Origin of the sequence: Arthrobacter ginkgonis (genome assembly GCF_039540195.1) — a bacterium.
In the GTDB taxonomy this organism is placed as follows: domain Bacteria; phylum Actinomycetota; class Actinomycetes; order Actinomycetales; family Micrococcaceae; genus Zafaria; species Zafaria ginkgonis.
Genome location: NZ_BAABEO010000008.1, coordinates 142,102 through 166,140, shown reverse-complemented (window position 1 = coordinate 166,140; position 24,039 = coordinate 142,102). Strand labels below are relative to the sequence as shown.

Sequence of the window (24,039 nt, the reverse complement as noted above, 5' to 3'; positions counted from 1 at the left end):
CCTAACGGGCGCGGGGAACGCGCCTAGCCCAGGATGGCCTTGGTCCAGCGGGCCGCCAGTTCGGCGATGACCGGGCCCTCGGGCGCCGCCTCCCACCCGGCGGGCACCGCCTCGGAGCCCAGCGCGGCGGCGACGACGGCGCCGGCCAGGCCTGCGGCGCCCGCGGGGGCGGCCGCCCCGGCCGCCGCGAAGGCCTCCGCCGGTTTCAGGGAGGGGTCGGCCAGGGCAGCGGAGGCGGCCGCGGCGGAGCCGCGGACGGCGGCCCACGCGGTCCCTTCGGAAGGTTCACCGGCGAGGTCCTCCGTCGCCGTGACGTCCTCCAGCGCAACCAGGGCCGCCTCGCGTCCGTCCAGCGCGGCGCGGACCAGGCGGGCCGCCGCGGCGGCCCCGGCCCAGGCGGCGGGGGAGCCGTGGGTGAGCGCCGCCGCGTCCACGGCCAGCTTCGTGGTGGTTTCGGTGGTCACGAGCGGCAGCAGCGCCATCCCGGCGGCTCGGGCCAGCACACCGGTGCCGTCGGCGTCCCCGGCCGGCGGATGGGAGGTGGTGCCCATGGCGGGCGCCGACAGTCCGGCGAGGTTGGCGGGGTCGCCCGGCTCCGTGCCGGCTGCCAGGGCGGGGCCGAACGCCTCGTCGATCCACCGCGGCATCGGTTCGGGGGCGCCCTCCGGGAAGGTGCCGGTCACTGCGCAGTGCCAGCGCAGGCCGGCGAGCCACATGCAGGCCGCCTCGTCGGCGGCAATGCCGTCGTTGGCCCATTCGAGGGCCTCGAGCAGGCCGTCGAGGAGGAACAGTTGGAGGGAGGCCTCGGCGCCGGGGCGGGTTCCGGTCCGCTGTGCGGTTGCCGTGGCGGCCAACACCGCCAGGACGCGGTCGGGGAACTCTGGGGTCGGGGATGCGGGAGTTTCGGTCACCGGAGAAGTCTATGAGCCGAGGGCCCCGATCCGAGCGCCAGCGAGGATTGGGAGGCTCATGGACGCTAGGCGGCGAGGGACCCGCGCCGAGCGAAGCGAGGTGTGGGAGCCGCCTGGACGTTAGGCGCCGCGGACGCTTGGTGTCGGACCACCCCGGTAGGGTGGGCCCCATGCGATTGCTGCACACCTCCGACTGGCATTTGGGCCGTTCCTTCCACGGCGCGGGGCTGCTCGACGCGCAGCGCGCGTTCGCCGATGCCCTGGTGGCAACCGTCGTGGAGCAGTCAGTGGACGTGGTGCTCGTGGCCGGCGACGTGTACGACCGCGCGTTGCCCGGCGTGGACGTGGTCACCCTGTTCGACGAGACCCTGGTGCGGCTGCGGGAGGCCGGGGCCCAGGTGGTGGTGACCAGCGGCAACCACGACTCCGCGACGCGGCTGGGATTTGGCGGGCGGCTCTTCGCCGCCGCCGGGCTGCACCTGCGCACCCGCGTGGAGGACCTGGACACGCCGGCGCTGTTCAGGGGAAGCGGCTTCGACGTCGCCGTCTACGGGCTGCCCTACCTGGAGCCGCGCATGGTGGCGGCCCGGCTCGGCGTCGAGGAGCCCCGGCACCCGGCGGTGGTCGCCGCCGCCCTGGACCGCGTCCGCGCGGACCTGGGCAGGCGCCGCGCCGCCGCGGACCGGCCGGTGCACTCGCTGGTCATGGCGCACGTCTTCGCCGCCGGGGGCACCCCCGCCGAGAGCGAGCGCGAACTGAGCATGGGTGGGCTGGACGTCGTTCCGGTGCCCTATTTCGAAGACTTCGACTACGCGGCGCTGGGGCACCTGCACGGCCGGCAGCGGCTCGCCGAGTCCGTCCGATACTGCGGGTCCCCGCTGCCGTACTCCTTTGCGGAAGCCAGCCAGTCCAAGGGCGGGCTGCTGGTGGACTTCGACGCCTCCGGGCTGTGCTCGGTCCGGCCGGTCGAATGGCCGTGCCCGCAGCCGCTGGCGGTGCTGCGCGGGGAGTTGGAGGAACTCTTGGCGGATCCGGCGCTGGCCTGGGCCGAATCCGCCTGGTGCCAGACCACGCTCACCGATGCCGACCGTCCGGCCCGGGCCATGGAACGGCTGCGCGAACGGTTCCCGGAGACCCTGGTGCTGCACTTCGACCCGCAGGGACGCGAGGAGCGCCCGGAGCGCAGCTACGGCGAACGGCTCGCCCAGGCGCGAAACCCGCTGGAGGTCTGCTGCGGATTCGTCGAGCACGTGCGCCAGCGCGGGACCGACGACGCCGAGTCCCGGCTCCTGACCGAGGTCCTGGCCGACGCGGCGTCCGAGGCGGTCTCCCGATGAGGTTCCACCGTCTGGAGATCGAGGCCTTTGGGCCCTTCGCCGAGCGCCAGAGCGTCGACTTCGATGAACTATCCGCCGCCGGGCTCTTCCTGCTCAACGGGGAAACCGGCGCCGGCAAGACCAGCGTCCTGGACGCGATCTGCTTCGCCCTCTACGGAGGCCTGCCCGGGGCCCGCGCGGGCTCCACCCGGCTGCGCAGCGACCATGCGGCCGCCAGTGCCACCCCGGAGGTCGTCTGCGAGTTCAGCACCGGGGGGCGCCGCTTCGAGGTCACCCGCTCGCCGGCCTGGGACCGCCCGAAGGCGCGGGGCGCCGGCACCACCAAGCAACAGGCCCAGAGCCGGCTGCGGGAGCTGGTGCGCGGGGACTGGGTGGAGAAGTCCACCCGCAACGACGAGGTCTCCACGGAGCTCACCGAGATCCTCGGCATGGGCAAGGACCAGTTCACGAAGGTCGCCATGTTGCCGCAGGGCGAGTTCGCCGCCTTCCTGCGCTCCAAGGACACGGACCGCGAGGCGTTGCTCCAGCGGCTCTTCGACACCACCACCTACGCCGCCGTCGAACGGCTGCTGGCCGCCCAGCTGGCCGAGGTCCGCGCCGCGGCGGAGCAGGCCGAGCGCACGCTCGATGCCGCCGTCGGGCAGTTGCGCGAGGACGCCGACGCCACCCTCGGGGACGGGCCCGCACCCGAGGCATCCGCGCCGGAGGAATCCGTTCCGGACGGGCCGGCCCTCCCCCCTGCGCTGGCGCTCGTAGCGACGGTGGGGGACCGGCTGGCCCGGCGCACGGACGAGGCCGGGGAAGCGGTCCGCGGGGCCGAGGCCCTGGAGCGGGCCGCGCGGGCGGACCTGGAGGCCATCGGCCGGCGCGCCGAGGACCACCGGCAGCTCGCGGACCTCGAGGAGCGCCGGAGCCGCCACGCCGCCGGAACGGAAGCGGTCGCCGCGCTGCGGGCCGCGCTGGCCACGCACGGCCGCGCCGCCGGCGTCGTGCCGCTGGCCGAGGCGCTGGCCCGGGCCGAGGACGCCGTCGACGAGGCAGCCTTCGTGCTGGGGCGCGCCGCGGACCGCGTCGGGGCCGAGGATTTGGCACGCGCGCACCTTGAGGCGTCGTCCCAGGAGACATCGACCCCGCGCGGGCAGGTCCCCGACGCCGGGGCGGCGGTTGCCGGGCAGCCCGAAGGCTTGGACGAACCCGGGGCGCTGGAGCTGGCGGCCGCAGGCGCGGCCCAAGCCGCCACCGAGGAGGCCGCGGTGCTTGCCGCGGCCCTGCCCGACGAGGACTCCCTTCGGGAACTGGACACCCGGATTGCGGGTGAACGCGGCGAGCTGGCCGCCGGACAGGACGCCGTTGAGGCGGCCCTCGCGGCCCGCGACGGCGCCCAGGCCGGCCTGCCCGGGCTCAAGGTCGAGGTGGACCGCCTGGTGCTGGCCGGTGCCTCCCGCGGGGCGCTGGAGGCGGCCCGCCACGCCGCCGCCGGGGTCCTGGCCGCCGTTCGCGAACGGGCCGCGGCCCAGGCGGCGGCCGCCCGCGCCGAGGAAACCCTGCTGGCCAGCCGCAAGGAAACGCTGGACCGGCGCGAGGAGCTGATTGCGGTGGGCCGGCTGGAACTGGCCCAGGCCGCCGCGGGGCTGGCCGCCAAACTCACGGACGGGGAACCGTGCGCGGTGTGCGGATCGGCCGAGCACCCCGCCCCGGCCGTGCTGCCCGCAGGCGAAGCCGTGGGGCAGGAGGACCACGACCGGGCCCGGCAACGCCTGGAGGCCGCCGAGGCCCGCGAGGCCCGCGACCGCGCTTCCCTCGATGCGGCGCAGGCGGAACTGGCGCGGGTGCTGGCCCGCGCCGGAAGCCTGCCGGAGGCCGACGCCGAGGCGGCGCTGGCCGAGGCGGCGGAGGCCGCCGCCGCGGCCGCCGCCGCCGCCGACGGAGTGGAGGCTTCCCGTTCGGCGCTTGCAGCCGCCGAACGGGAAGCCCAGGCCGCCGCCGAACGGCTGGCGGCCGGCCAGGCCCGCAGGGCTGCCGCGCAGGCAACGCTGGAGCAGCTGGAGGCCCGCCGTCGCGAACTGGACGGCAAGCTCGCCGGACTGCGCGCCGGCCACGCCAGCCTGCGCGAGAGGCATGCGGCGGTGGCCGATGCCGCGGAGGCACTCGCCGGGCTGGAAACGGCAGCGCGCCGGCTCCGGGAGGCACGGGCCGCCGTGGCCGTCGCCCGGGCCCGTTGCGCGGAGGCGCTGGCCGAGGCCGGTTTCGGCTCGGCGGAGGACCAGCGTGCCGCGCTGCTGCCGGCGGCCGCGCTGGCCGAGGCCACCGCACGGGTGCAGGACCATGACGACGAGGACGTCCGCCTCGCGGCACTGGAGGAGGCCGAGGCGGTGGTCCGTGCCCGCGCGGACCTGGCGCGGGGGGTGGCCGCCCCGACCGGCGCCGCCCTGGAGGAGGCCGCCGAGCGTGCCGTCGAGGCCGCGGCCGGGCGGGACGCCGCGCTGCGGTCGGCGGCGGTGCTGGATGCCTTCGCCGGGCGCTGCACCGCGGCTTCCCGCCGTATCGCCGACCTGGTCGAGGCCCAGGGGCCGGCGCTGGAACGCTACGCCACCGTGCGCTCCGTGGCCGAGCTGGTGCGCGGAGCCGGGGAGAACCAGTACAAGATGACCCTGTCCACCTACGTCCTGGCGGCCCGGCTCGAGGCGGTCGCCGCCGCGGCCACCGAACGGCTGCTGGTGATGACCAGCGACCGCTACGCCCTGGTCCACGACGACTCCAAGAAGGGCAACAACAAGTCGGGGCTGGGCCTGCATGTCGTGGACGCCTGGACCGGGCAGCGGCGCGACACCTCCACGCTCTCCGGCGGCGAATCCTTCATGGCCTCGCTGGCGCTCGCGCTGGGGTTGGCCGACGTCGTGCAGCAGGAATCGGGCGGCGTCGACATGGAAACGCTTTTCGTCGACGAGGGCTTCGGCTCCCTGGACGAGCGGACGCTGGAGCAGGTCATGGACGCGCTCGACGGCCTCCGCCGCGGAGGCCGGGTGGTGGGGTTGGTCAGCCATGTCGCGGACATGAAGCAGCGCATTCCCGTCCAGTTGCGGGTGAGCAAGGGGCGGGAGGGTTCGCGGCTGGGCCTGGCGCTCGACGCCGGCGGCATCGTCTGACCGGGAGGCGGGGCCTGTTTCCGAACGCCCGGTGATGTGAACCACAGCGAATTGCGGCTATGATGATCCAAGTCACATTAACTGACCGAATGGTCGTTAAGAAGGAATGCGCAGACCTGCGCCTGACAACGGAGATCCCATGGCCTCTACCATCCCTTCGACGGGAGCGAACCGCGCGGAAGAGCGCAAGGTCCTCGCCGGCACGATGGTCGGCACCACCATCGAGTGGTACGACTTCTTCATCTACGCGCAGGCCGCGGGCCTGGTGCTGGCCCCCCTGTTCCTGGCCCCCGTGGCCGCGGAAAACCCCGGACTGGCCCAGGTGCTGTCCTTCGCCACCATCGGCATCTCCTTCCTGTTCCGTCCGCTCGGCGCGATCGTCGCCGGAAACCTCGGGGACCGGTTCGGGCGCAAGAAGGTCCTGGTTGCAACGCTGATTCTGATGGGCGCGGCCACCTCGCTGATCGGCGTGCTGCCCACCTACGCCCAGATCGGGATCCTGGCTCCGGTCCTGCTGATCCTGCTGCGTGTGCTGCAGGGCTTCTCCGCCGGCGGCGAGTGGGGCGGCGCGGCGCTGATGTCCGTCGAGCACGCCCCGACCAACAAGCGCGGCTACTTCGGCGCCTTCCCGCAGATCGGCGTCCCCTGCGGCATGATCCTGGCGACCTTTACCATCTGGCTGCTGGTCACGGTGCTGGGCAACGAGGCCTTCCTCGCCTGGGGCTGGCGCCTCCCGTTCCTCTTCTCGATCGTGCTTATCATCGTTGGCCACCTCATCCGCAAGGCGGTGGAGGAGTCCCCGGTCTTCAAGCAGATGCAGAAGGAGCATGGGGAGTCCGACGCCCCGCTGCGGCAGCTGTTCCGCACCAACACCAAGCAGGTCATCCTGACCGCGCTGATCTTCCTGGCCAACAACGCCGCCGGCTACCTGCTCATCGCCTTCTTCGCGACCTACGCCTCGCGTCCGGTCGACAAGCTGGGGCTGGGCATGGACCGCGGAACGGTGCTGCTGGCCACCACGCTGGCGTCCTTCGGCTGGCTCGCGTTCACGCTGTACGGAGGCCGGCTCTCTGACCGGATCGGCCGCGTGCGCACCTTCCAGATCGGCTACGTCGTGTTGGCGCTGTGGGCCATACCGATGTGGTTCCTGATCGACTCCAAGAGCATTGTCCTGTACTTCGTGGCGCTGTTCGTGCTCACCGTCGGCCTCGGCCTGTCCTACGGCCCGCAGGCGGCCCTCTACGCCGAGATGTTCCCCGCTCGGGTGCGCTTCTCCGGCGTCTCGATCGGCTACGCCCTCGGCGCCATCGTCGGCGGCGCCTTCGCCCCGATGATCGCCGAGCTGCTCATGAACGAGTTCAAGGTCTCGTGGAGCATCGGCGTGTACATCGCGGTGGCCGCGCTGATCTCGCTGATCGCCGTCTCCTTCGTGAAGGAGCCCAAGGGCGTGGACCTGCACGCGGCGGAGGGGCCGACGACGACGACGCGCGCCGAGGCGCACTAACCGCCTAGCGGGCACGCGACGGCGGCCGGCGGACTCCCACGGGAGGCCGCCGGCCGCTTCGTTGTGCCGCCGGCCGCGGCTAGGCGCCGAGGAAGTCGATCGCCGCCTGCTTGAAATCGCGCGAGGTCAGGGTGCTGGCGTGGTCACGTCCGGCGATCCGCTGCTCCGAGGCCTCGTTGCCGCGCGCCGACAGCAGCGCGGAGAGCTTGGGCATGGTCTCCGCCAGCGTGTCCAGTTCCCCGGCGATCAGGAGCACCGGCATGGAGGGCGTGGCGTGGGCGGGGTCGAACGGTTCGGTCTTGATGGCCTCGACCATGCTCAGCAGCGCGAAGAGGTCGTTGTGGGGGACCAGTTGGGCCATTCGCAGCAGGTCCGCCGTCGAGGGGTCCTCGATCGGGGCCCCGTCGGCCAGGAAGCGCTGTGCAGCGGCCAGGTCGAAGTCCGCCAGCGGATCGATGCTGGCCGGCCCGCCCAGGACCAGGCGGTGCACCAGCTGCGGCTGCGTGCCGCCGAATTCCCAGCCCAGGCGCGCCCCCAGCGAGTAGCCCACGACGTCCACGCCGGAGGCGGGGTCGCCGTCCCGCAGCGGCCGCACATGGCAGTCCTGCAGGGTCTGCAGCAGGTCCGCGCGGATCCGGCTGGGCGTGTACGCATCCAGTTCCTCCGGCGCGGGGCTGGTCCCGTGCCCGGGCAGGTCGACGGCGATCACCCGGCGGCCGGCGTCGGTCAGCGCGCGGATCCAGCCGGTGTTCCCCCAGTTCAGGGCGGTGGAGGAGGCGAAGCCGTGCAGCAGCAGCACCGGGCGCAGGCCCGCGTCCTCCGCCGGCTCGTGCACCGCCACCGCCAGCGCGTTGGGGGATCCTTCGACCAGATGCTCGCGATGCGTACCCATGGGGATACCGTATGCCGAAGTCAGGGGCGGCTCAACGGACCCGCCGGTGTCACGAATTGCCGAAGGACGCGGCCGGGGCGTACCCTGAGTTAAGGTCAATTTGACAATAACTAGTGCCGGCGAGAACCAGGTTCGGCAAGAGCCGAGGTCGGCCGGTGCCGGCGAGCGGAAGGGTGGTGGGCATATGGAGTACGCGAACGTCGCCGAACGCCGTGAACAGCCCCCGGGCCTGGCCGTCTCAACGGTGATCTTTGCGCTGCGCGAGGACGAGCGCGTGGGGCGCAAGACGCTCTGGCTGCCGCTGGTGCGCCGGACCCGCGAACCGTTCAAGGACCGGTGGGCGCTGCCCGGCGGACCCCTGGGCGCCCGCCAGTCCCTGCAGGACGCCGCCGCGGCCAACCTGCGCACCACCACGGGACTGGTGCCGCAGTACCTCGAACAGCTGTACGCGTTCGGCGGGCTGGACCGTTCGCCCTCCCGCCGGGTCGTTTCCATCGTCTACTGGGCGTTGGTGCGCGGCGCCGAACCGGCCGCCGGAGACCCCGGCCCCGCCGACCGGCCGCATTCCGCCGATGCGGTGCACTCTGCTGATGGGCGGCACTCTGCCGACAGGCTTCGGGAGGACCCCAACGTGGCCTGGTACCGCGCCGAGGACCCCGGGGTCCTGGCGGAGCTGGCCTTCGACCACCGTCAGATCGTCGAGTACGCGCTCTGGCGGCTGCGCAACAAGGTCGAGTACGGCTCGATCGCCCACCGGCTGCTGGGCGAGCGCTTCACGCTGGCCCAGGTCCGGGAGGTCTACGAGGCCGTCCTGGGCCGTGCCCTGGACCCGGCCAACTTTCGCCGCCAGCTTCGCGGCACCCCGGACATCGAGGCCACCGACGAATTCCTCCAGGGCGGCAAGCACCGCCCCCCGCGGCTGTACCGGTACACCGGGGACACCAACCCGGCCGCCACCGGCCCGCCCGCGCCACCGCCCACAGCCGAGGCGGCAGCACCCCAGCAAGCACCCCATCCAGACCCCCATGAGACGGACACACCATGAGCAGCGTCAACACCACCATCCAGCGCCTGGTCCTTTCCCGGACCCCGGAATCCACCTGCGGCACGGACCTGGCCAAGGCCCCGTGGGCCTTCGACGCCGGAGCGCCCGCCTACGGCCCCGGGGCGTCCCGCTTCGACGAGACCCCGGCCAGCACCCCGCGCCAGGGCGAGATCCCGGCCGAGTACCGCGAGGCCTCCGACGAGGAACTCTTCGCCCGGATCCTGGCCGCCAAGGAAACCCTGGGCGAGCGCGTGGTGGTCCTGGGGCACTTCTACCAGCGCGACGAAGTGGTGCGGTTCGCCGACTTCGTGGGCGACTCCTTCCAGCTGGCCAACGCGGCGCTGACCCGCCAGGAGGCCGAGTACATCGTCTTCTGCGGCGTGCACTTCATGGCCGAAACCGCCGACGTGCTCTCCCGCGACGAGCAGGCCGTGATCCTGCCCAACCTCGCCGCCGGCTGCTCCATGGCCGACATGGCCGACGAGTCCTCGGTGGAGGAGTGCTGGGAACAGCTCGAGGAGCTCTACGGCACCGAGCCGGACGAGCAGGGGCGCGTCCCGGTCATCCCGGTCACCTACATGAACTGCTCCGCCGCGCTGAAGGCCTTCGTCGGCCGCCACGGCGGCATCGTCTGCACCTCCTCCAACGCGGCCACCGTGCTGGAGTGGGCCTTCCAGCGCGGCCAGCGCGTGCTCTTCTTCCCGGACCAGCACCTGGGCCGGAACACCGCCAAGGCCATGGGCGTCCCGCTGGAGCAGATGCCGATGTGGACCCCGCGCAAGGCCCTGGGCGGCAACACCCGCGACACTCTCGAGGACGCCCGGGTGATCCTGTGGCACGGCTTCTGCTCCGTGCACAAGCGCTTCACCGTCGCCCAGATCGACAAGGCCCGCGCCGAGCACCCCGGGGTCCGGGTGATCGTGCACCCCGAGTGCCCGATGCAGGTCGTGGACGCCGCCGACGCGGCCGGCTCCACCGACTTCATCCAGAAGGCCATCGCCGCCGCCACCGAACCGACCACGTTCGCCATCGGCACCGAGATCAACATGGTCAACCGCCTCGCCGCCCAGTATCCGCAGCACACCATCTTCTGCCTGGACCCGGTGATCTGCCCCTGCTCGACGATGTACCGCATCCACCCGGGCTACCTCGCCTGGGTCCTGGAGGAGCTGGTCGCCGGGCGCATCGTCAACCGCATCACCGTCGACGACGACGTCGCCGCCGACGCGCGCACCGCCCTCGAGCGGATGCTGGCGGCCCGGCCGTGACCACGCGCCCGTCGCTGGCGATCGTCGGCTCCGGCGTGGCCGGGCTCTACGCCGCAGTGGCCGCGGCCGAACGCGGCCACGCGGTGGTCCTGCTGACCAAGGACCGGCTGCAGGACTCCAACTCCTGGTACGCCCAGGGCGGCCTCGCCGCGGTCGGCCCGGCCGGGATCGCCGCCGGCGACTCGGTGGAGCAGCACGTGGCGGACACCCTGCGTGCCGGGGCCCGGCTGAACGACGCCGGCGCCGTCCGCCTGCTCTGCGCCGCCGCCTGGCCGCAGGTTGAGCACCTGGCCGCGCTGGGCTCCCGGTTCGACACCGACGCCACCGGGACGCGCTACCTGCTGGGCCTGGAGGCCGCGCACGCGCACCCGCGCATCCTGCACGCCGGCGGCGACGCCACCGGCCGCGCCCTCTCCCGCGCCCTGATCGCCGCCTGCCGCCGGCTCGAGGCACAGGGGCGGCTGGAGATCCGCGAGGGCGCGTTCGTCACCGCGCTGCTGCACGACGCCGGCCGGGTCGCCGGCGTGCGGCTGCTGGGTTCCGAACGAGGCGCCGAACGGGAAGCCGTAGTCCGCGAGCGCGAACTCGTTGCCGTCGGGGCCGGCGTCTCAGGGTCCGGGCCGGGGGAGCGGGACCCCTTCGGCGCGGACGCGCCGTCCGAACTGCGCGGCATCACCGAGCTGCACTGCGCCACTGAACTGCGCGTTGACGCCGTGCTCCTGGCCACCGGCGGCATCGGCGGACTGTACCCGCAGACCACCAACCCGGCCGGCGCCACCGGCGACGGTGCGGCCCTGGCCTGGGAGGCCGGCGCCGTGCTGGCCGACGCCGAGTTCGTCCAGTTCCACCCCACGCTGGTCCCGCAGGGCCCGTTCATGGTGTCCGAGGCCGTGCGCGGGGAGGGCGCGGTGCTGCTGGACGGCACCGGACGCCGCTTCATGCCGGACCTGCATCCGGACGCGGAGCTGGCACCGCGCGACGTCGTCGCCCGCGCCATCCACCGCACCCGTGCGGCCACCGGCGCCGTCCACCTGGACGCCACCGGCGTCGATCGCGCCCGTGGGACCGGATTCCTGGCCCGCCGCTTCCCCGGGATCACCGCCCGGCTCGCCGAACTCGGCTTCGACCTCGCCGCCGGCCCCGTGCCGGTCGCCGAGGCCCAGCACTACTGGATGGGCGGCGTGCTGACCGACGACGCCGGCCGCACCACCGTGCCCGGACTGCTCGCCGCCGGGGAGACCGCCTGCACCGGCGTCCACGGGGCCAACCGGCTGGCCTCCAACTCGCTGCTGGAGGCCCTGGTCTACGCCTGGCGCGCCGTCGCCGCCCTGGATCCCGCCGCGGCGGATCCTGCGGGAGATGAGTTCACCTCGGCCGGCCTAGAGGGCACCGCCGCAACGGCGGCCCTGGAGGCAGTGGACACGCTGGATACCGTTCCCGCCGCCGGGCACGCCGCCCCGGTGGATGCCCCACCCGTGAATCTGGCCGGCCTGCACGCGGTCACCGGGCCCGCCCTGGGCGTCGAACGCGACGCCGCGGGGCTGCGCGACGCCGCCGGCCGCCTGGCACGGCTGCAGGCCCAACACCACGATGCCGGACGCCCCGAGGACGCAGGACGGCCCGCCGTCGAACTTTCCAACCTGCTGGTCCTGGGCCGCGTGGTCGCCGCGGCCGCCGCCCTGCGGGAGAATTCCCTCGGCGCGCACTACCGCACCGACCACCCGCAGCCGCCCGCAACCGCCGCCCGCCACGGTTTCGTGCGCCGCGGAACCACCGCCGCGGCAACGATCCGCTCCCGAACCACCCAGACAGGACCCGCCACCGCATGAGCACCGCCCTCAAGCCCGCCCCGTACCCCGTGCCCACCCGCGTGCTGGAGCCCATCGTGGCCGCCGCGCTCGCCGAGGACGCCCCCACCGGCGACCTGACCGGGGCCGTGCTGATCCCGGCCGAGGCGACCGCCACCGCCGACGTCGTGGCCCGCGAACCCGGGATCTGCGCCGGGCTGGACGCGTTCCGAGCCGCCATGGAACTGACCGACCCGAGCCTGGCCGTCGAGGCCCGGATGGCCGACGGCGAGGCCTTCGCCGCCGGCGACGTGCTGGCCACCGCCCGCGGCAACGCGCGCGGCCTGCTCGCCGGCGAGCGCGTGGGCCTGAACCTGCTCCAGCGCCTCAGCGGCATCGCCACCGCCACCCGGGCGTACGCCGACGCGGCCGCCGGGACCCGGGCCCGCATCGCGGACACCCGCAAGACCACCCCCGGCCTGCGTGTGCTGGAACGCTACGCCGTGCGCTGCGGCGGCGGGTTCAACCACCGCGACTCGCTCTCCGACGCGGTCATGGCCAAGGACAACCACCTGGCCCTGCTGGGCGAGGGCGAGCAGCTGACCCGGGCGCTGCGCGAGGCCCGTGCCCGGCTGGGCCACACGGTGCACTTCGAGGTGGAGATCGACCGGCTGGACCAGCTGGAAGCCGTCGTCTCCGCCGGAGTGGACACCGTCCTGCTGGACAACTTCTCGCTGGAGGACCTGGCCGAGGGCGTGCGCCGGGTCGGCGGGCGCTGCCTGGTGGAGGCCTCCGGCAACGTGCGCGTGGACACCGTGGCCGCCATCGCCGCTACCGGCGTGGACGTGATCTCCTCCGGCGCGCTCACCCACAGCGTGCGCGCCCTGGACCTGGGGCTGGACTTCCGGCTGGACGCGGCGCCGGCCGCGGACGGTGCGTGGTGATCTACCTCGACGCCGCGGCCACCACCGCGGTCCGGCCGGAGATCCTGGACACCGTGTGGCCGCTGATGACCACCGAGTTCGGCAACCCCTCCAGCCGGCACACCATCGGCGAAAGCGCGGCGCGCGCCCTGGACTACGCGCGCACCCTGGCCGCCTCCGTGCTTGGGGTGCGCGCCGGGGACATCGTCTTCACCTCCGGCGGCACCGAATCCAACAACCTGGCCCTGAAGGGGCTGGCCCTGGCCAACCCGCGCGGGCGGCACCTGGTGACCACTGCCGTCGAGCACTCCTCGGTGCGCGAATCGGTCGACTACCTGGTCCGCCACCACGGCTTCGCCGTGGACGTGGTCCCGGTGGACCGCGAGGGCCGGGTGGATCCCGCGCGCATCGCCGCGGCGCTGCGTCCGGACACCACGCTGGTCTCCGTGATGGCCGTGAACAACGAGGTCGGCACCATCCAGCCGGTCGCCGAGGCGGCCGCGGCCGCCCGGGCGGTGGGTGCGCTGGTGCACACCGACGCCGTGCAGGCGGCCGGATGGGTGGACCTGGCCCCGCTGGCGGCGGCCACCGACGCGCTCAGCGTCTCCGGGCACAAGCTGGGCGGGCTGAAGGGGGCCGGGCTGCTCTACCTGCGCGGCCGGCTCGAGGCCGAACCCGTGCTGCACGGCGGCGGGCAGGAACGCGGTCGCCGCTCCGGGACGGAGAACGTGGCCGGGGCCGTGTCCACGGCCACTGCGCTGAAGCTGGCCGCGGAGGCTTCCGCCGGCGGCGCGGCCGAGGGGTACGGCCGCTTCCTGGCCGACTACGTGCTCAAGGGCCTGGACGGTGCGGCCCTGCTCACCGGGCACCCCACCGAAAGGGTCCCGGGCATCGTGTCCTTCTGCTTCCCGGGCACCGCCGGGGAGGCCGTGCTGCTGGAACTGGAGCGCCGCGGCGTGGTCTGCTCCTCAGGATCCGCCTGCCACGCCGGGTCCTCGGACCCCTCGCCGGTGCTGCTGGCGATGGGGTACGACGCCGACACCGCCCTGACCGCGGTCCGGCTCAGCTTCAGCCGCGGGGTCAAGGAGGCGGAGATCGCGCAGGCGGCCCGCGCGACGGTGGCGGCCGTGAAGGCGGTCGCCGGGCTCTAGCCGCTTGCGGCAGGCAGTACGCTGGAAGGCATGCCGGTCCGGGCCGTTCCGTTCCGGCACGCCTCCCTTCGACCCGCAGGACACCCCCACCCATGAACAGGACCGTTACGTCGCGCCTTGTCGCGCGCACCCAGCCCGGCACCCGGCTGGTCTACGCCGTCGCCGCCGTGCGCGACCCCGGCTACGACTCCTTCGCCGAGGAACTGACCGTCACCATCGACGGCGTCGCAGTCTCCATCACCGAGGTCGCCGACCACCACGGCGGCCGCTTCCACGTGCTGGAGACTCCCGACGCGGCCGAGGTCGTCGTCGAGTACCGGGCCGAGGTCCGCGGCCAGGCCGACGCGTCCGCGGCCGACCCGGCCGACCTGATCCGCTACGTGCGTCCCTCCCGCTACTGCGAGTCCGACAAGCTGCTGCCGACCTCCTACGCCGAGTTCGGCGCGCTGCAGGGCGTTGAACTGCTGCACGCGGTGCGCGACTGGGTGGCGGCCGAACTGGCCTACGTGCCCGGTTCCTCCCGTCCCATCGACGGCGCCGTGGACACGCTGCTGGCCCGCCGGGGGGTGTGCCGCGACTACGCCCACCTGGTCGCGTCCCTGCTGCGCGGCAAGAACGTGCCGGCCCGCCTGGTGGCCTGCTACGCCCCCGGGCTGGACCCTATGGACTTCCACGCGGTCGTGGAGGCCTACGTGGACGGCGCGTGGCACGTGGTGGACGCCACCGGCCTGGCTCCGCGGCAGGGTCTGCTGCGCATCTCCACGGGCGCGGACGCCTCGGACACCGCGTTCCTTTCCACCGTGGGAGGCTCGCTGCGCCTGGCCGAACTCAAGGTGGACGCGACCTGGGACGTTGCGGCGGAGGATGCCGCCGATCCCGGAGCCGGGGTCCCGGTCTTCCTGCGCTGAGTTGCCGCGCGACGGCTTCCCAAGCGACATGCCGCCGGCCTAGCGGGAAGCGGGAGCCGCGGTGATGTTCGCCGTCGGACTGTAGACGTGGGCCGCTGCCTCCAAGGGCTTCTCGGGCACCCCGTCCCGGTACATCACGGTGCTGCGCTTGAAAACCTCGGCGTAGATCGAGGACCGGAGGGACGTGACCCCGTCCAGCCGGCGGACGTCGTCGAGCAGTCTGCGCAGTTCGTCCAGGGTGGCGACGGCCACCTGCGCCATCACCTGGTCGCCGGAGGCGGCCGCCCACCGGGTCACCGGCAGGGCCGCGAGATACTTTCCCGGCCCGTCCGCCGCCGTGCCGGAGCGGATCAGGCTGATGAGGGCCTCCACGGGGAACCCGAGCGAGGCGGGGTCCACCACGGCCCTGATGAACAGGACACCGGAGCTGGTCATCGCTTCCAGCCTGCGGCTGACGGTTGCCTTGGAAACGGACAGTTCGGAGGCCAACTCGTCCACCGTGGCCCGTCCGTTGCGGTGGAGCAGTTCGGCGAGCGACCTGTTGGTGTCATCCAGCGAGGCCAGGGCCTGGCCGCTGCGGATTCCCGCCAACTGGCCGTCCTCGTCGCGGTGGAGGGTCCCGTACTGCTCCTTGGTCAGGATCTCCGGCGTCCAGCCGCTGGGGGTCCGGAAGTATTCAAGGATCGGGGCCAGGGTGAAGGACACCACGCCCTCCACCTCCGCCAGGCGGCGATAGAGGAACCCGCCCAGCTCATCGGGAGCAAGGAACAGCTCCGCCACGGCCTCGTTCGTGCCGGACAGCGCGCTCACCCAGGACGACTCGCCCTGCTCCGCCAGCCACGAGCACACCGTGCGCAGCTCGCGCGGGGCGGCCGTCACGCGTAGCAGGAAGGCGGACCGCGAACTGACCGTCGCCGGGTTGATGAAGGAATTGGTGCGCACCACGCCGGATTCCAGCAGCTTGTTGCCGCGGCGCGCCACGGTGCGTTCCTGCTGCCCCAGCACCTCGGCGATCAGGCGCCACGGGGCGCGGCCGTTGCGTACCAGCGCGGCCACGATCTGCCGGTCCAGGGCATCGAGCTGCTCCACGTCCCGCTCCTTTCACTGCGGCCGGAAAGGTGCGACGGCGGCAGCCGGCCCCGGCGGAACGGAGCGGGGCGGCAGCCGTGCCGCCGCCCCGCCCATCTCAGTTCCGGCCCAGATAGGCTAGCACTCCGGAGAGCGCGGCACCCGTTCCTCCGACGACGGCGGCGCGTGCGTCCGGCGCGAAGTGCGGCGAGTGGTTGCCGGCCGGTGCCGCCCCGTCCTCGAAGAGCTCCGGATCGAAGGCGCCAAAGGCCCAGAACACGCCCGGAACGCCGATGGCGTCGCTGAGCCACCCCGCATCCTCGGAACCCATGCCCAGCGGCGCGTCGATCAGCGCATCGGTGCCGAAGTCCGCCGCGAACGCGTCGATCACCCGGTCGGCGGACGCGGGATCGTTGTAGCAGCGGGGGAAGCTGTTCAGCTCGACGATGGTCGGCTCCGGCGCCGCCGAGGCGGCGGCCTCTGCGGAAACGATCCGCCGGATCGCCGCGAGGACCTTCGTGCGGGTGTCCTCATCGGGGGTCCGGACGTTGACCGAGAACTCGGCGGAATCCGGAATGATGTTTTCCTTCAGGCCCGCGTGGAAGGTCCCCACGGTGACGACGGCCGGCGTCGACGGGGGCAGTTCCCTGGAGACGATGGTCTGCAGGCGCAGCACCATGGCGGAGGCCGCGACGATCGGGTCGATGGACTTTTCCGGCTGGGACCCGTGCGCCTGCTCGCCGTGGACGGTGATCTTCCACGAGTCCGCCAGGCTGGCCATGTGACCGCCCCGGATCAGCAGCTTTCCGTGGCTCATCGGCATAACGTGCTGGGCCAGCACCACCTCGGGCTTCGGAGCCCGGTCCCACAGGCCGTCGTCGACCATCGCCCTGGCGCCGTAGGCCGTCTCCTCGCCGGGCTGGAAGATGAGCACCAGCGTCCCGCCCCACAGCTCGCTGCGTTCCTTCAGCAGCGACGCCAGGGCCAGGGCGGCCGCGATGTGGGTGTCGTGGCCGCAGCCGTGCATCACCGGCGCGGTGCTTCCGTCCGGCAGGGTGCCGGTGGCCTCGCTGGCGTAGTCCAGGCCCGTCCGCTCGGCGATCGGCAGGCCATCGGTGTCGGCGCGGAAGCCGATGACCGGGCCGTCGCCGTTCCTTAGGATGCCGACAACGCCGGTTCCCCCGCAGCGGAAGGAATCAATGCCCAGTCCGGCGAGGTGGCTTTCGATGTACTCCGCGGTCCGGTGTTCCTGGGCCGAGAGTTCGGGGTGCGCATGCAGGTGCTTGTAGACGCCGACGTAGTCCTCCACGAACGCTTCGGGAACTTCGACGGCGGGTGTCAGGCGTACGCCTGTGGTGGTGGTCATTGCTGCCTTTCCTTTCGGTGGCTGGGTTGGTCAGTGGCTGGGTTCGGAAATCCGGGTGGACCGGCCGGCTTCGCCGGTGCCCGCCTCGGGGGACTGGGGCGTCCGGGCCCGGGCAAACCAGGAGGCCGCGATGGTGAGGATGACGGCCAGCGCGGTGGCGAAGTACGTGAGCCCCGGAGCCAGCGGCACCACCACGAACACGATGACGGCGGCAACGGCGATCGCCACGAGGGTGGTGCGGCGGCTCTTCATGGCCATGACGCTCTGCAGCAGCACGGCGCCGAAAATCGCCGGCAGGATGTAGGCCCGGGCCGTGGCAATGAGCGGGGCGGGGAGCATTCCCACGAGCCAGGTCCCCAGCACGCCCACGAAGAGGATGAGCGTGGTGATGTGGACCAGCACCGCGCCGATGATGGCGCTGCCGGCGATGAGTTCCGCCCGGCGGGTGCCCGGCTTTTCGCCCAGGTTGGCCTGGGCCACGATGGCCGCCGGCAGCAGCTTGTTGGCGATGTTGCCGATCAGGAACGCCTGGTACATCGCGGAACGTCCCAGGATGGGGAAGTAGGACACCGGCTCGATCACGGCGATGATGCCGAAGGTGGCCAGGACCGCACCGACGGCGGTGGCCAGCTCCAGGGGCGTCACCCCCACTCCCGTGCCGAAAGCGGCATACAGGGCGGCAGCCAGGGAAATCAGCAGCCCAAGGGCCAGGGTGATGGGTCCCCACAGGGACGTGGTGCGGTCGAAGGCCGCAAAGCGGGCGGAACTTCCAGCGGAGGTCGAGGTGGACATCGGAATGGCTCCTGTCGGGGGTTTCAGGCTGCTGAGGTCATGAAGAAGGCGGCAGAGAGTGCCACGATGATGGCCACGCCCAGCCCCCACTCGCGCAGCCAGGGAAGCCGCAGCCTGTGGGCCAGCAGGAGGCAGACGCCCATCGCCGCCGCCGAGGCGAGCATGGTGCCGAGGTGGACGGGAGACTTGAGCACTTCCTGGAAGGCAAGGGTGAAAAACGCGCCCAGCAGCGCCGCCGTCGGGACGATGGCCATCACGGCCGGGTTGACCTTGCGGAGCTTGGCGTCGCCCTTGCTGAGGATGGGCGTCAGGACCAGCGCGGACAGCATCCAGACCAGGCCGCCGATCGTCATGGCGGCGAAGGCCAGGGCGAAGATCTTCTGGGTGTAGGTGGGCCCGCCCAATTGGGCACCCTGCGTTCCCGCCGAAATCCCGGCCGCGGCAACGTCGAAGGCGGCCGATCCAACCAGCCCGATGCGCGTCAGTACCGCGGGCGTTCCGAAAAGCGGGAGCAGGGAGATGGCGATGAGCGCAACGGCGAGGGACGGCCCAATGGCCGCCACGGCGCCGGAGCGGACCGAACTCCTGACCTGTCCCGGCGTGAGGTCAGCGGCCGGTGCCGCCTTCCGGATGGCCTTGAAGTAGATGGCCGACTGGAGGATGACGACGGCAAAAACGCCCGCCGCGGATGCCCAAAGGACAGGGTGGTGGATCAAAGGGGTGATGTCTGTGGAACCGGGATCGACAAGTGCGACAACCACGTTTACTCCTCTGGCTCGGGAGGGAAGTCCCAAGGGATCATGTCCAAAAGTTTGGATATGTGGATGGATCGTGCCTGTTAGTTTCATTCATAACGGGCTATGTGTCCATAAGTACATATACCTATGATTTCCGGCAGATCACGGATGTGGCGCGGCAGGGTAAATTCTCGGGCCGCGGCCGGCGCCGGGTGTACTCGGCCAGGAGATGGATTGCTCCGTCGGGACCGGCGGCCGGCACCCCTGTATTGCCCGGAGAATCTCCGTAGCATGGTGAGCGGGCGCGGGACGTCCGCGGCCGCAGGACGTGGAGGAGCAGCGATGAAAGCGGCGCGCTATTACGGACAACGGGACATCCGCATCGACGACCTGCCCGAGCCGCAGGTCGGCCCTGGGACCGTGGGCATCGAGGTGGCATGGTGCGGGATCTGCGGAACGGACCTGCACGAGTACCTGGAGGGGCCCATCTTCTGCCCCACCCACGACACGCCCCACCCGATCTCCGGGGAAACCTCGCCCATCACGCTGGGCCACGAGTTCTCCGGGGTGGTCTACGCCGTGGGGGAGGGCGTGGCGGACATCGCGGTCGGCCAGCACGTCGTCGTCGAGCCCTACATCATCCGCGACGAGGTCGACACGGGCCCGCACAGCACCGACTACCACCTGTCCAGGGACATGAACTTCATCGGCCTGGCCGGCCGCGGCGGCGGGCTGGGGGAGAAGATCGCGGTGCAGCGCCGGTGGGTGCACCCCATCGCCGACTCGGTGCCGCTGGACCAGGCGGCCCTGATCGAGCCGCTCTCGGTCGGCTACCACGCGGTCCAGCGGTCCGGGGCGAAGGCCGGGGACGTCGCGGTGGTGGGCGGCGCGGGCCCGATCGGGCTGCTGACCTCCGCGGTCCTGAAGGCGCTCGGGGTCACCGTGGTGATCTCGGAGGTCAGCGACCTGCGGCGGCGCAAGGCCACGGAGTCCGGCGTCGCGGACCATGCGCTGGACCCGCGCACGGCCGACGTCGCCGCGGAGGTCCGGCGCCTGACCGGAGGCAGGGGGGCGGACGTGGCCTTCGAGTGCACCAGCGTCCAGGTGGTGCTGGACACCCTCATGGACGCCCTCCGCCCCACGGGGGTGCTGGTGGTGGTCTCGATCTGGGGAAAGCGCGCGGAGTTCGACATGCACAAGCTGGTCATGAAGGAGATCGACCTGCGCGGCACCATCGCCTACGTCAACTCCCACCCGGCGACGATCGAGCTGGTGGAGTCCGGGAAGATCGACCTCGAGCCGTTCATCACCGGCAGGATCGGGCTGGACGGGCTGGTGGATGAGGGATTCGACACCCTGATCAACCACAACGACTCGGCGGTGAAGATCCTCGTGTCCCCTTCCGGAAAGGGTCTCTGACCGGCACAAGGGAGGCCCGCCACGGTGTGGTCCCTGGGGGACTCCACCGTGGCGGGTCTTCCTGCTGCCCTGTTTCCGCTTGCCCGGCCTCCATGCCGGCGCGGCAGCGCGCGCCTAGGCCTTGACGGCGAGCACCGGCGCCTCCACCTGCAGCAGGATCCGCTGAGCGGTGCTGCCAAGGATCAGCTTTCCGACCGGGGTCCGGCGCCGCAGCCCGATGACGACCAGGCCGGCCTGGTGTTCCCGCGCGGCCTCGAGGACCTCGTCGGCCGCGTCGTGCCCGCGGAGGGGCTGCAGCAGGAGGTGTTCGACGCCGTCGGCCTCGAGCCGCCGCACCAGGCCGCCGGCGTCGTCCTGCTGGACGAACCTCCGGTCGACCAGGGCGTCCCCGCGGGAGGAGTTGACGACGACCAGCAGCGTCCCGCTGGAGCGGGCCTCCTCGATGGCCCGCTCCAAGGCCGCCTCGCCCTCGGGCGTGGGGATGTAGCCAACGACGATGCTCATGCCTTCTCCCCGGGTTCGTTGCGGTGGGCCGCCAGTGACGGAATGCCGCGGTGTTCGGAACCGGCTGCCACGGAGCCGTCCTGGGTTTCCTGGTCCGCGGGGGTTTCCTGATCCGTGGGGGCCTGCGGGCCCGTGGGTGCCGCCGGCACCGTGGCGCGCGGGCGGAGCCGGCGCACCAGGGCGGCGGCGAGCGGGAAGAGCAGCACCAGGACCACGATGCCGTAGATGCCCACCGCCAGCGGTTCGCCCCAGAGTCCGGAGACCTCCCCGCCGCTGAGCTGCATCGCCTGGCGCAACTGCTCCTCGGCGCGGGGGCCCAGGATCAGCCCGATGATCAGGGGCAGGACCGGCAGCCCGTAGCGGCGCATGGCGAATCCGAGCAGCCCCAGCACCAGCAGGATGACCAGGTCGAACGCCTGCAGGTTCACCGCGTAGGCGCCCAGCGTCGCGAAGAACAGGATGCCCGCGTAGAGGTAGGGTCGCGGCAGCTGCAGCAGCTTCGCCCACATTGGAGCCAGCGGCAGGTTCACCAGCAGCAGCAGCGTGTTGCCGATGAACAGGCTCGCGATGAGCGCCCACACCAGCTCGGGCTCCCGCTCGAAGAGCAGCGGCCCGGGCTGGATGCCGAACTGGATGAAGGCGGCCAGCATCACGGCGGCGGTCGCGTTGGTCGGCAGGCCCAGGGCCAGCATCGGCGTCAGCGTTCCGGCGGCGGAGGCGTTGTTCGCGGCCTCGGGGCCCGCAACGCCCTCGATCGCCCCGTGTCCGAACTCCTCCGGGTGCTTGGAGAGCTTCTTCTCCGTGATGTAGGACAGCACCGTCGGGATCTCCGCGCCACCCGCGGGCAGCGCGCCGAAGGGGAAGCCGTAGGCGCTTCCGCGCAGCCAGGGCTTCCACGAGCGCTTCCAGTCCTCCTTGCCCATCCAGGGCCGGCCCACGGGGATGGTGCTCAGGGGGCTGCGGCGCAGGTGGGCCGCGATCCAGAGGGCCTCGCCGACGGCGAAGATCGCCACCGCGACCACAACGATGTCCAGCCCATCGGTCAGCAGCGGCTGCCCGAAGATGAGCCGCTGCTGACCGGACACCGGGTCCGTGCCGACGAGCCCGATCGCCAGTCCGAGGCCCAGGGACGCGAATCCGCGGATCTTCGACGAGCCCAGGACCGCGGTCACGGCGACCAAGGCCAGCACCATGATGGCCAGGTAGGTCGGCGCTCCCAGGCTGACCGCGAACTTCACGACCACCGGGGCGAGCACCACCAGCAGCGCGGTGCCGATCGTGCCGGCGATGAACGATCCGATCGCGGCGGTGGCCAGCGCCTGCGCGGCGCGCCCGGCCTTGGCCATCTTGTGGCCCTCGATGGCCGTGACCACGGTGGCCGATTCGCCCGGGGTGTTGAGCAGGATCGACGTGGTCGATCCGCCGTACATCCCGCCGTAGTAGATGCCCGCGAACATGATGAACGCGCTGGTCGGCTCCAGGTTGTACGTCACGGGCAGCAGCAGGGCCACGGCCATGGCCGGCCCGATGCCCGGCAGGACGCCGACGGCGGTTCCCAGCAGCACGCCGGCCAGGGCGAAGAGCAGGTTCATCGGGGTCGCCGCCGCGGCGAAGCCCTGCATCAGGAGGTCGAGCGTTTCCATCAGAGCACCCCTTCCAGGAGTCCGGCCGGCAGCTTGATGCCGAGCCCGCTGTAGAAGCCGTAGAACGTTGCCAGGGACAGCGCGACGGAGATCAGGGCGTCACGGACGTACCGGCGGCTGCCCAGCGCCCACACGCTGGCGAAGAACATGAGGGCCCCCGAAATCACCCACCCCGCGACGTCGATCAGCACGATGTTCAGTGCGAACGCCCCCACCAGCGGGAGCACGGTGCGCCAGTCGCTGGGGTGCGTGAGGTCGACGTCCTCGCCTTCCTCCGCTTCGCCGCGGCCGCCCCTGAGAACGTCCACCGCCAGGAGGACCGCGCACACCAGCAGCAGGGCCGCGGCGATGTACGGCATGGTCTTGGGTCCGACGGCGTCCGCCTGCGAGTACGTCACGTGGAGCCGGGACGCATCCCACAGGACCACCGCCCCGACCGCCGCCAGCAGGGCGGCGATCCCGAGCTCGGAGCGGCCCTTGAGCCGCGCGGCCAGCGAGGTCATCCCAGTCCCAGCTCGCTCAGGACGTCCGCCACGCGCTGGTCCTGGTCCTTCAGGAACGTCTCGAACTCCTCGCCCGTGGCGAAGGCGTCGGTCCAGCCGTTCTTCTTGAGCTCCGCCTTCCAGGCCTCGGTGGCGTGCGTCTTCTCCAGCACGGCGGTCCACTGCTCGCGCTGCTCGGCGGAGATCTCCGGCGGGGCGACGATGCCGCGCCAGTTGGTGAAGACCAGATCGATGCCGGACTCGGTCAGCGTGGGCGCGTCGACGCCCTCGAGGCGTTCCTCGCCGCTGGTGGCCAGGACCCTGATGGCGCCGGACTCGATCTGGTCCAGGTACTCCCCGGCCCCGGAGGCCGCGAAGCCCAGCTTGTTGCCCAGGATCGCCGGGAGCAGGTCTCCGCCGCCGTCGTAGGAGACGAAGTTGACGTCCTTCGGGTCCAGGCCCACGGCCTGCGCCAGCTGCATCGGCAGCAGGTGGTCCGGGCCGCCGGGGGACGAGCCACCGCCGACGGCCACCTTGGACGGGTCCGCCTTCCAGGCCCGCACCAGGTCGTCGATCGTCTGGTACGGGGAATCCTTGGAGACCATGATGGCGCCCGGCTCCTCGATCAGCTTCGCCAGCGGCGTGGTGTCCGTGAGCTTGGACGGCGAATCGTTGGTGTAGCTGGCGCCCACGACGCCGAGCCCCATGAGCATCGCCAGTTCGCCGTTGCCCTTTTCGTTGACGATGCGCGCCAGGCCGACGGTGCCCCCGGCCCCGGCCAGGTTGAACACCTCCATGTTCGAGGCGATGTCGCCCTCTTCCATGACCTTCGCGGCCACGCGGGCGGTGGTGTCGTAGCCGCCGCCGGGGGTGTTGGGCACCAGGATCCGGAGACCGTCGACGGGACCGTCCGCGCTTGAGCTGGCGGCGCCGCTGCCTGATCCGGTGACGCCGCACCCCGTGGCGGTCAGCAGTAGCGCCGTTGCTACAGCGGCCAGGCGCAAGGTGTTCTTTCCACGCATGATGTACTTCCTTCGGAACAAGTGGCTGAGTGCACTCCACCCTAGGAGTGGGTGTGACGGCGGCCACACTTGCGTTCTCAAAGAAACTTGTGTTCATTGTGTTCACTTTTCGGAGCCCCGTTGGGTAGGCGGCG

20 protein-coding genes are annotated in these 24,039 nt (G+C 72.2%); 10 read left to right on the top strand and 10 right to left on the bottom strand.

Annotated elements, in window-relative coordinates; translation table 11 throughout:
• Positions 1-23: 23 nt before the first annotated feature.
• Positions 24-911, bottom strand: a complete 888-nt coding sequence (locus ABD912_RS03355; RefSeq protein WP_345148461.1) for an ADP-ribosylglycohydrolase family protein — start codon at positions 909-911, stop codon at positions 24-26.
• 170 nt (positions 912-1,081) lie between these two features.
• Here ABD912_RS03355 and ABD912_RS03350 point away from each other — a divergent pair, with 170 nt between their 5' ends.
• The 3 genes from ABD912_RS03350 to ABD912_RS03340 all read left to right on the top strand — a co-directional run bounded on the left by ABD912_RS03350 (position 1,082) and on the right by ABD912_RS03340 (position 6,898).
• A complete protein-coding gene (locus tag ABD912_RS03350; protein ID WP_345148460.1) occupies positions 1,082-2,248 on the top strand; it encodes an exonuclease SbcCD subunit D in 1,167 nt (388 codons plus the stop codon).
• On the top strand, positions 2,245-5,394 hold the full coding sequence (locus ABD912_RS03345) for an SMC family ATPase (protein WP_345148458.1): 3,150 nt from the start codon (positions 2,245-2,247) through the stop codon (positions 5,392-5,394). Before ABD912_RS03350 ends, ABD912_RS03345 begins: the two co-directional genes overlap by 4 nt.
• Positions 5,395-5,533: 139 nt before the next feature.
• Positions 5,534-6,898, top strand: coding sequence for an MFS transporter (locus ABD912_RS03340; protein WP_345148456.1), 1,365 nt, complete (start codon positions 5,534-5,536; stop codon positions 6,896-6,898).
• Positions 6,899-6,977: 79 nt separating this feature from the next.
• On the opposite strand, the gene ABD912_RS03335 is transcribed toward ABD912_RS03340, so the two are convergent.
• The gene (locus ABD912_RS03335) at positions 6,978-7,790 is read right to left on the bottom strand and encodes an alpha/beta fold hydrolase (protein ID WP_345148454.1); all 813 of its coding nucleotides are present in this window, start codon (positions 7,788-7,790) and stop codon (positions 6,978-6,980) included.
• A gap of 184 nt (positions 7,791-7,974) precedes the next feature.
• Between ABD912_RS03335 and ABD912_RS03330 the strand changes: the two genes are divergently transcribed.
• From ABD912_RS03330 to ABD912_RS03305, 6 genes are all read left to right on the top strand, one after another.
• Entirely contained in the window at positions 7,975-8,835 is an 861-nt protein-coding gene (locus ABD912_RS03330) for an NUDIX hydrolase (protein ID WP_345148452.1), read from the top strand.
• Positions 8,832-10,103, top strand: coding sequence for a quinolinate synthase NadA (gene nadA / locus ABD912_RS03325; protein WP_345148450.1), 1,272 nt, complete (start codon positions 8,832-8,834; stop codon positions 10,101-10,103). Before ABD912_RS03330 ends, nadA begins: the two co-directional genes overlap by 4 nt.
• Positions 10,100-11,932: an L-aspartate oxidase gene (locus ABD912_RS03320; RefSeq protein ID WP_345148448.1), complete on the top strand. Its 1,833-nt coding sequence runs from the start codon at positions 10,100-10,102 to the stop codon at positions 11,930-11,932. Before nadA ends, ABD912_RS03320 begins: the two co-directional genes overlap by 4 nt.
• Positions 11,929-12,834: a carboxylating nicotinate-nucleotide diphosphorylase gene (nadC, locus tag ABD912_RS03315; RefSeq protein ID WP_345148446.1), complete on the top strand. Its 906-nt coding sequence runs from the start codon at positions 11,929-11,931 to the stop codon at positions 12,832-12,834. The genes ABD912_RS03320 and nadC overlap by 4 nt, the downstream gene beginning before the upstream one ends.
• Positions 12,831-13,964, top strand: coding sequence for a cysteine desulfurase family protein (locus ABD912_RS03310; protein ID WP_345149391.1), 1,134 nt, complete (start codon positions 12,831-12,833; stop codon positions 13,962-13,964). The genes nadC and ABD912_RS03310 overlap by 4 nt, the downstream gene beginning before the upstream one ends.
• A gap of 92 nt (positions 13,965-14,056) precedes the next feature.
• A complete protein-coding gene (locus ABD912_RS03305) occupies positions 14,057-14,872 on the top strand; it encodes a transglutaminase-like domain-containing protein (protein WP_345148444.1) in 816 nt (271 codons plus the stop codon).
• Positions 14,873-14,911: 39 nt separating this feature from the next.
• On the opposite strand, the gene ABD912_RS03300 is transcribed toward ABD912_RS03305, so the two are convergent.
• From ABD912_RS03300 to ABD912_RS03285, 4 genes are all read right to left on the bottom strand, one after another.
• A complete protein-coding gene (locus ABD912_RS03300) occupies positions 14,912-15,961 on the bottom strand; it encodes an Lrp/AsnC family transcriptional regulator (protein ID WP_345148442.1) in 1,050 nt (349 codons plus the stop codon).
• A gap of 97 nt (positions 15,962-16,058) precedes the next feature.
• Complete coding sequence (locus ABD912_RS03295; RefSeq protein ID WP_345148440.1) at positions 16,059-17,306, bottom strand: amidohydrolase; 1,248 nt, start codon at positions 17,304-17,306, stop codon at positions 16,059-16,061.
• A 30-nt stretch (positions 17,307-17,336) separates the two neighbouring features.
• Complete coding sequence (locus tag ABD912_RS03290) at positions 17,337-18,098, bottom strand: hypothetical protein (RefSeq protein ID WP_345148438.1); 762 nt, start codon at positions 18,096-18,098, stop codon at positions 17,337-17,339.
• A gap of 23 nt (positions 18,099-18,121) precedes the next feature.
• On the bottom strand, positions 18,122-18,859 hold the full coding sequence (locus ABD912_RS03285) for a DUF5058 family protein (protein ID WP_345148437.1): 738 nt from the start codon (positions 18,857-18,859) through the stop codon (positions 18,122-18,124).
• A gap of 318 nt (positions 18,860-19,177) precedes the next feature.
• On the opposite strand from ABD912_RS03285, the gene ABD912_RS03280 reads away from it, so the two are divergent.
• Positions 19,178-20,254 (top strand): 2,3-butanediol dehydrogenase, encoded by a 1,077-nt coding sequence (locus tag ABD912_RS03280; protein WP_345148436.1) that lies wholly within the window; start codon positions 19,178-19,180, stop codon positions 20,252-20,254.
• 114 nt (positions 20,255-20,368) lie between these two features.
• On the opposite strand, the gene ABD912_RS03275 is transcribed toward ABD912_RS03280, so the two are convergent.
• From ABD912_RS03275 to ABD912_RS03260, 4 genes are read right to left on the bottom strand one after another with little or no spacing between them, the layout of a single operon-like run.
• Positions 20,369-20,758 carry a universal stress protein gene (locus ABD912_RS03275; protein WP_345148435.1) on the bottom strand — a complete coding sequence of 130 codons (390 nt, stop codon included), beginning with the start codon at positions 20,756-20,758 and terminating at the stop codon, positions 20,369-20,371.
• Positions 20,755-22,401: a tripartite tricarboxylate transporter permease gene (locus ABD912_RS03270; protein ID WP_345148434.1), complete on the bottom strand. Its 1,647-nt coding sequence runs from the start codon at positions 22,399-22,401 to the stop codon at positions 20,755-20,757. Before ABD912_RS03270 ends, ABD912_RS03275 begins: the two co-directional genes overlap by 4 nt.
• Positions 22,401-22,904, bottom strand: a complete 504-nt coding sequence (locus ABD912_RS03265; protein WP_345148433.1) for a tripartite tricarboxylate transporter TctB family protein — start codon at positions 22,902-22,904, stop codon at positions 22,401-22,403. Before ABD912_RS03265 ends, ABD912_RS03270 begins: the two co-directional genes overlap by 1 nt.
• Positions 22,901-23,905 carry a Bug family tripartite tricarboxylate transporter substrate binding protein gene (locus tag ABD912_RS03260; RefSeq protein WP_345148431.1) on the bottom strand — a complete coding sequence of 335 codons (1,005 nt, stop codon included), beginning with the start codon at positions 23,903-23,905 and terminating at the stop codon, positions 22,901-22,903. Before ABD912_RS03260 ends, ABD912_RS03265 begins: the two co-directional genes overlap by 4 nt.
• Positions 23,906-24,039: the final 134 nt, after the last annotated feature.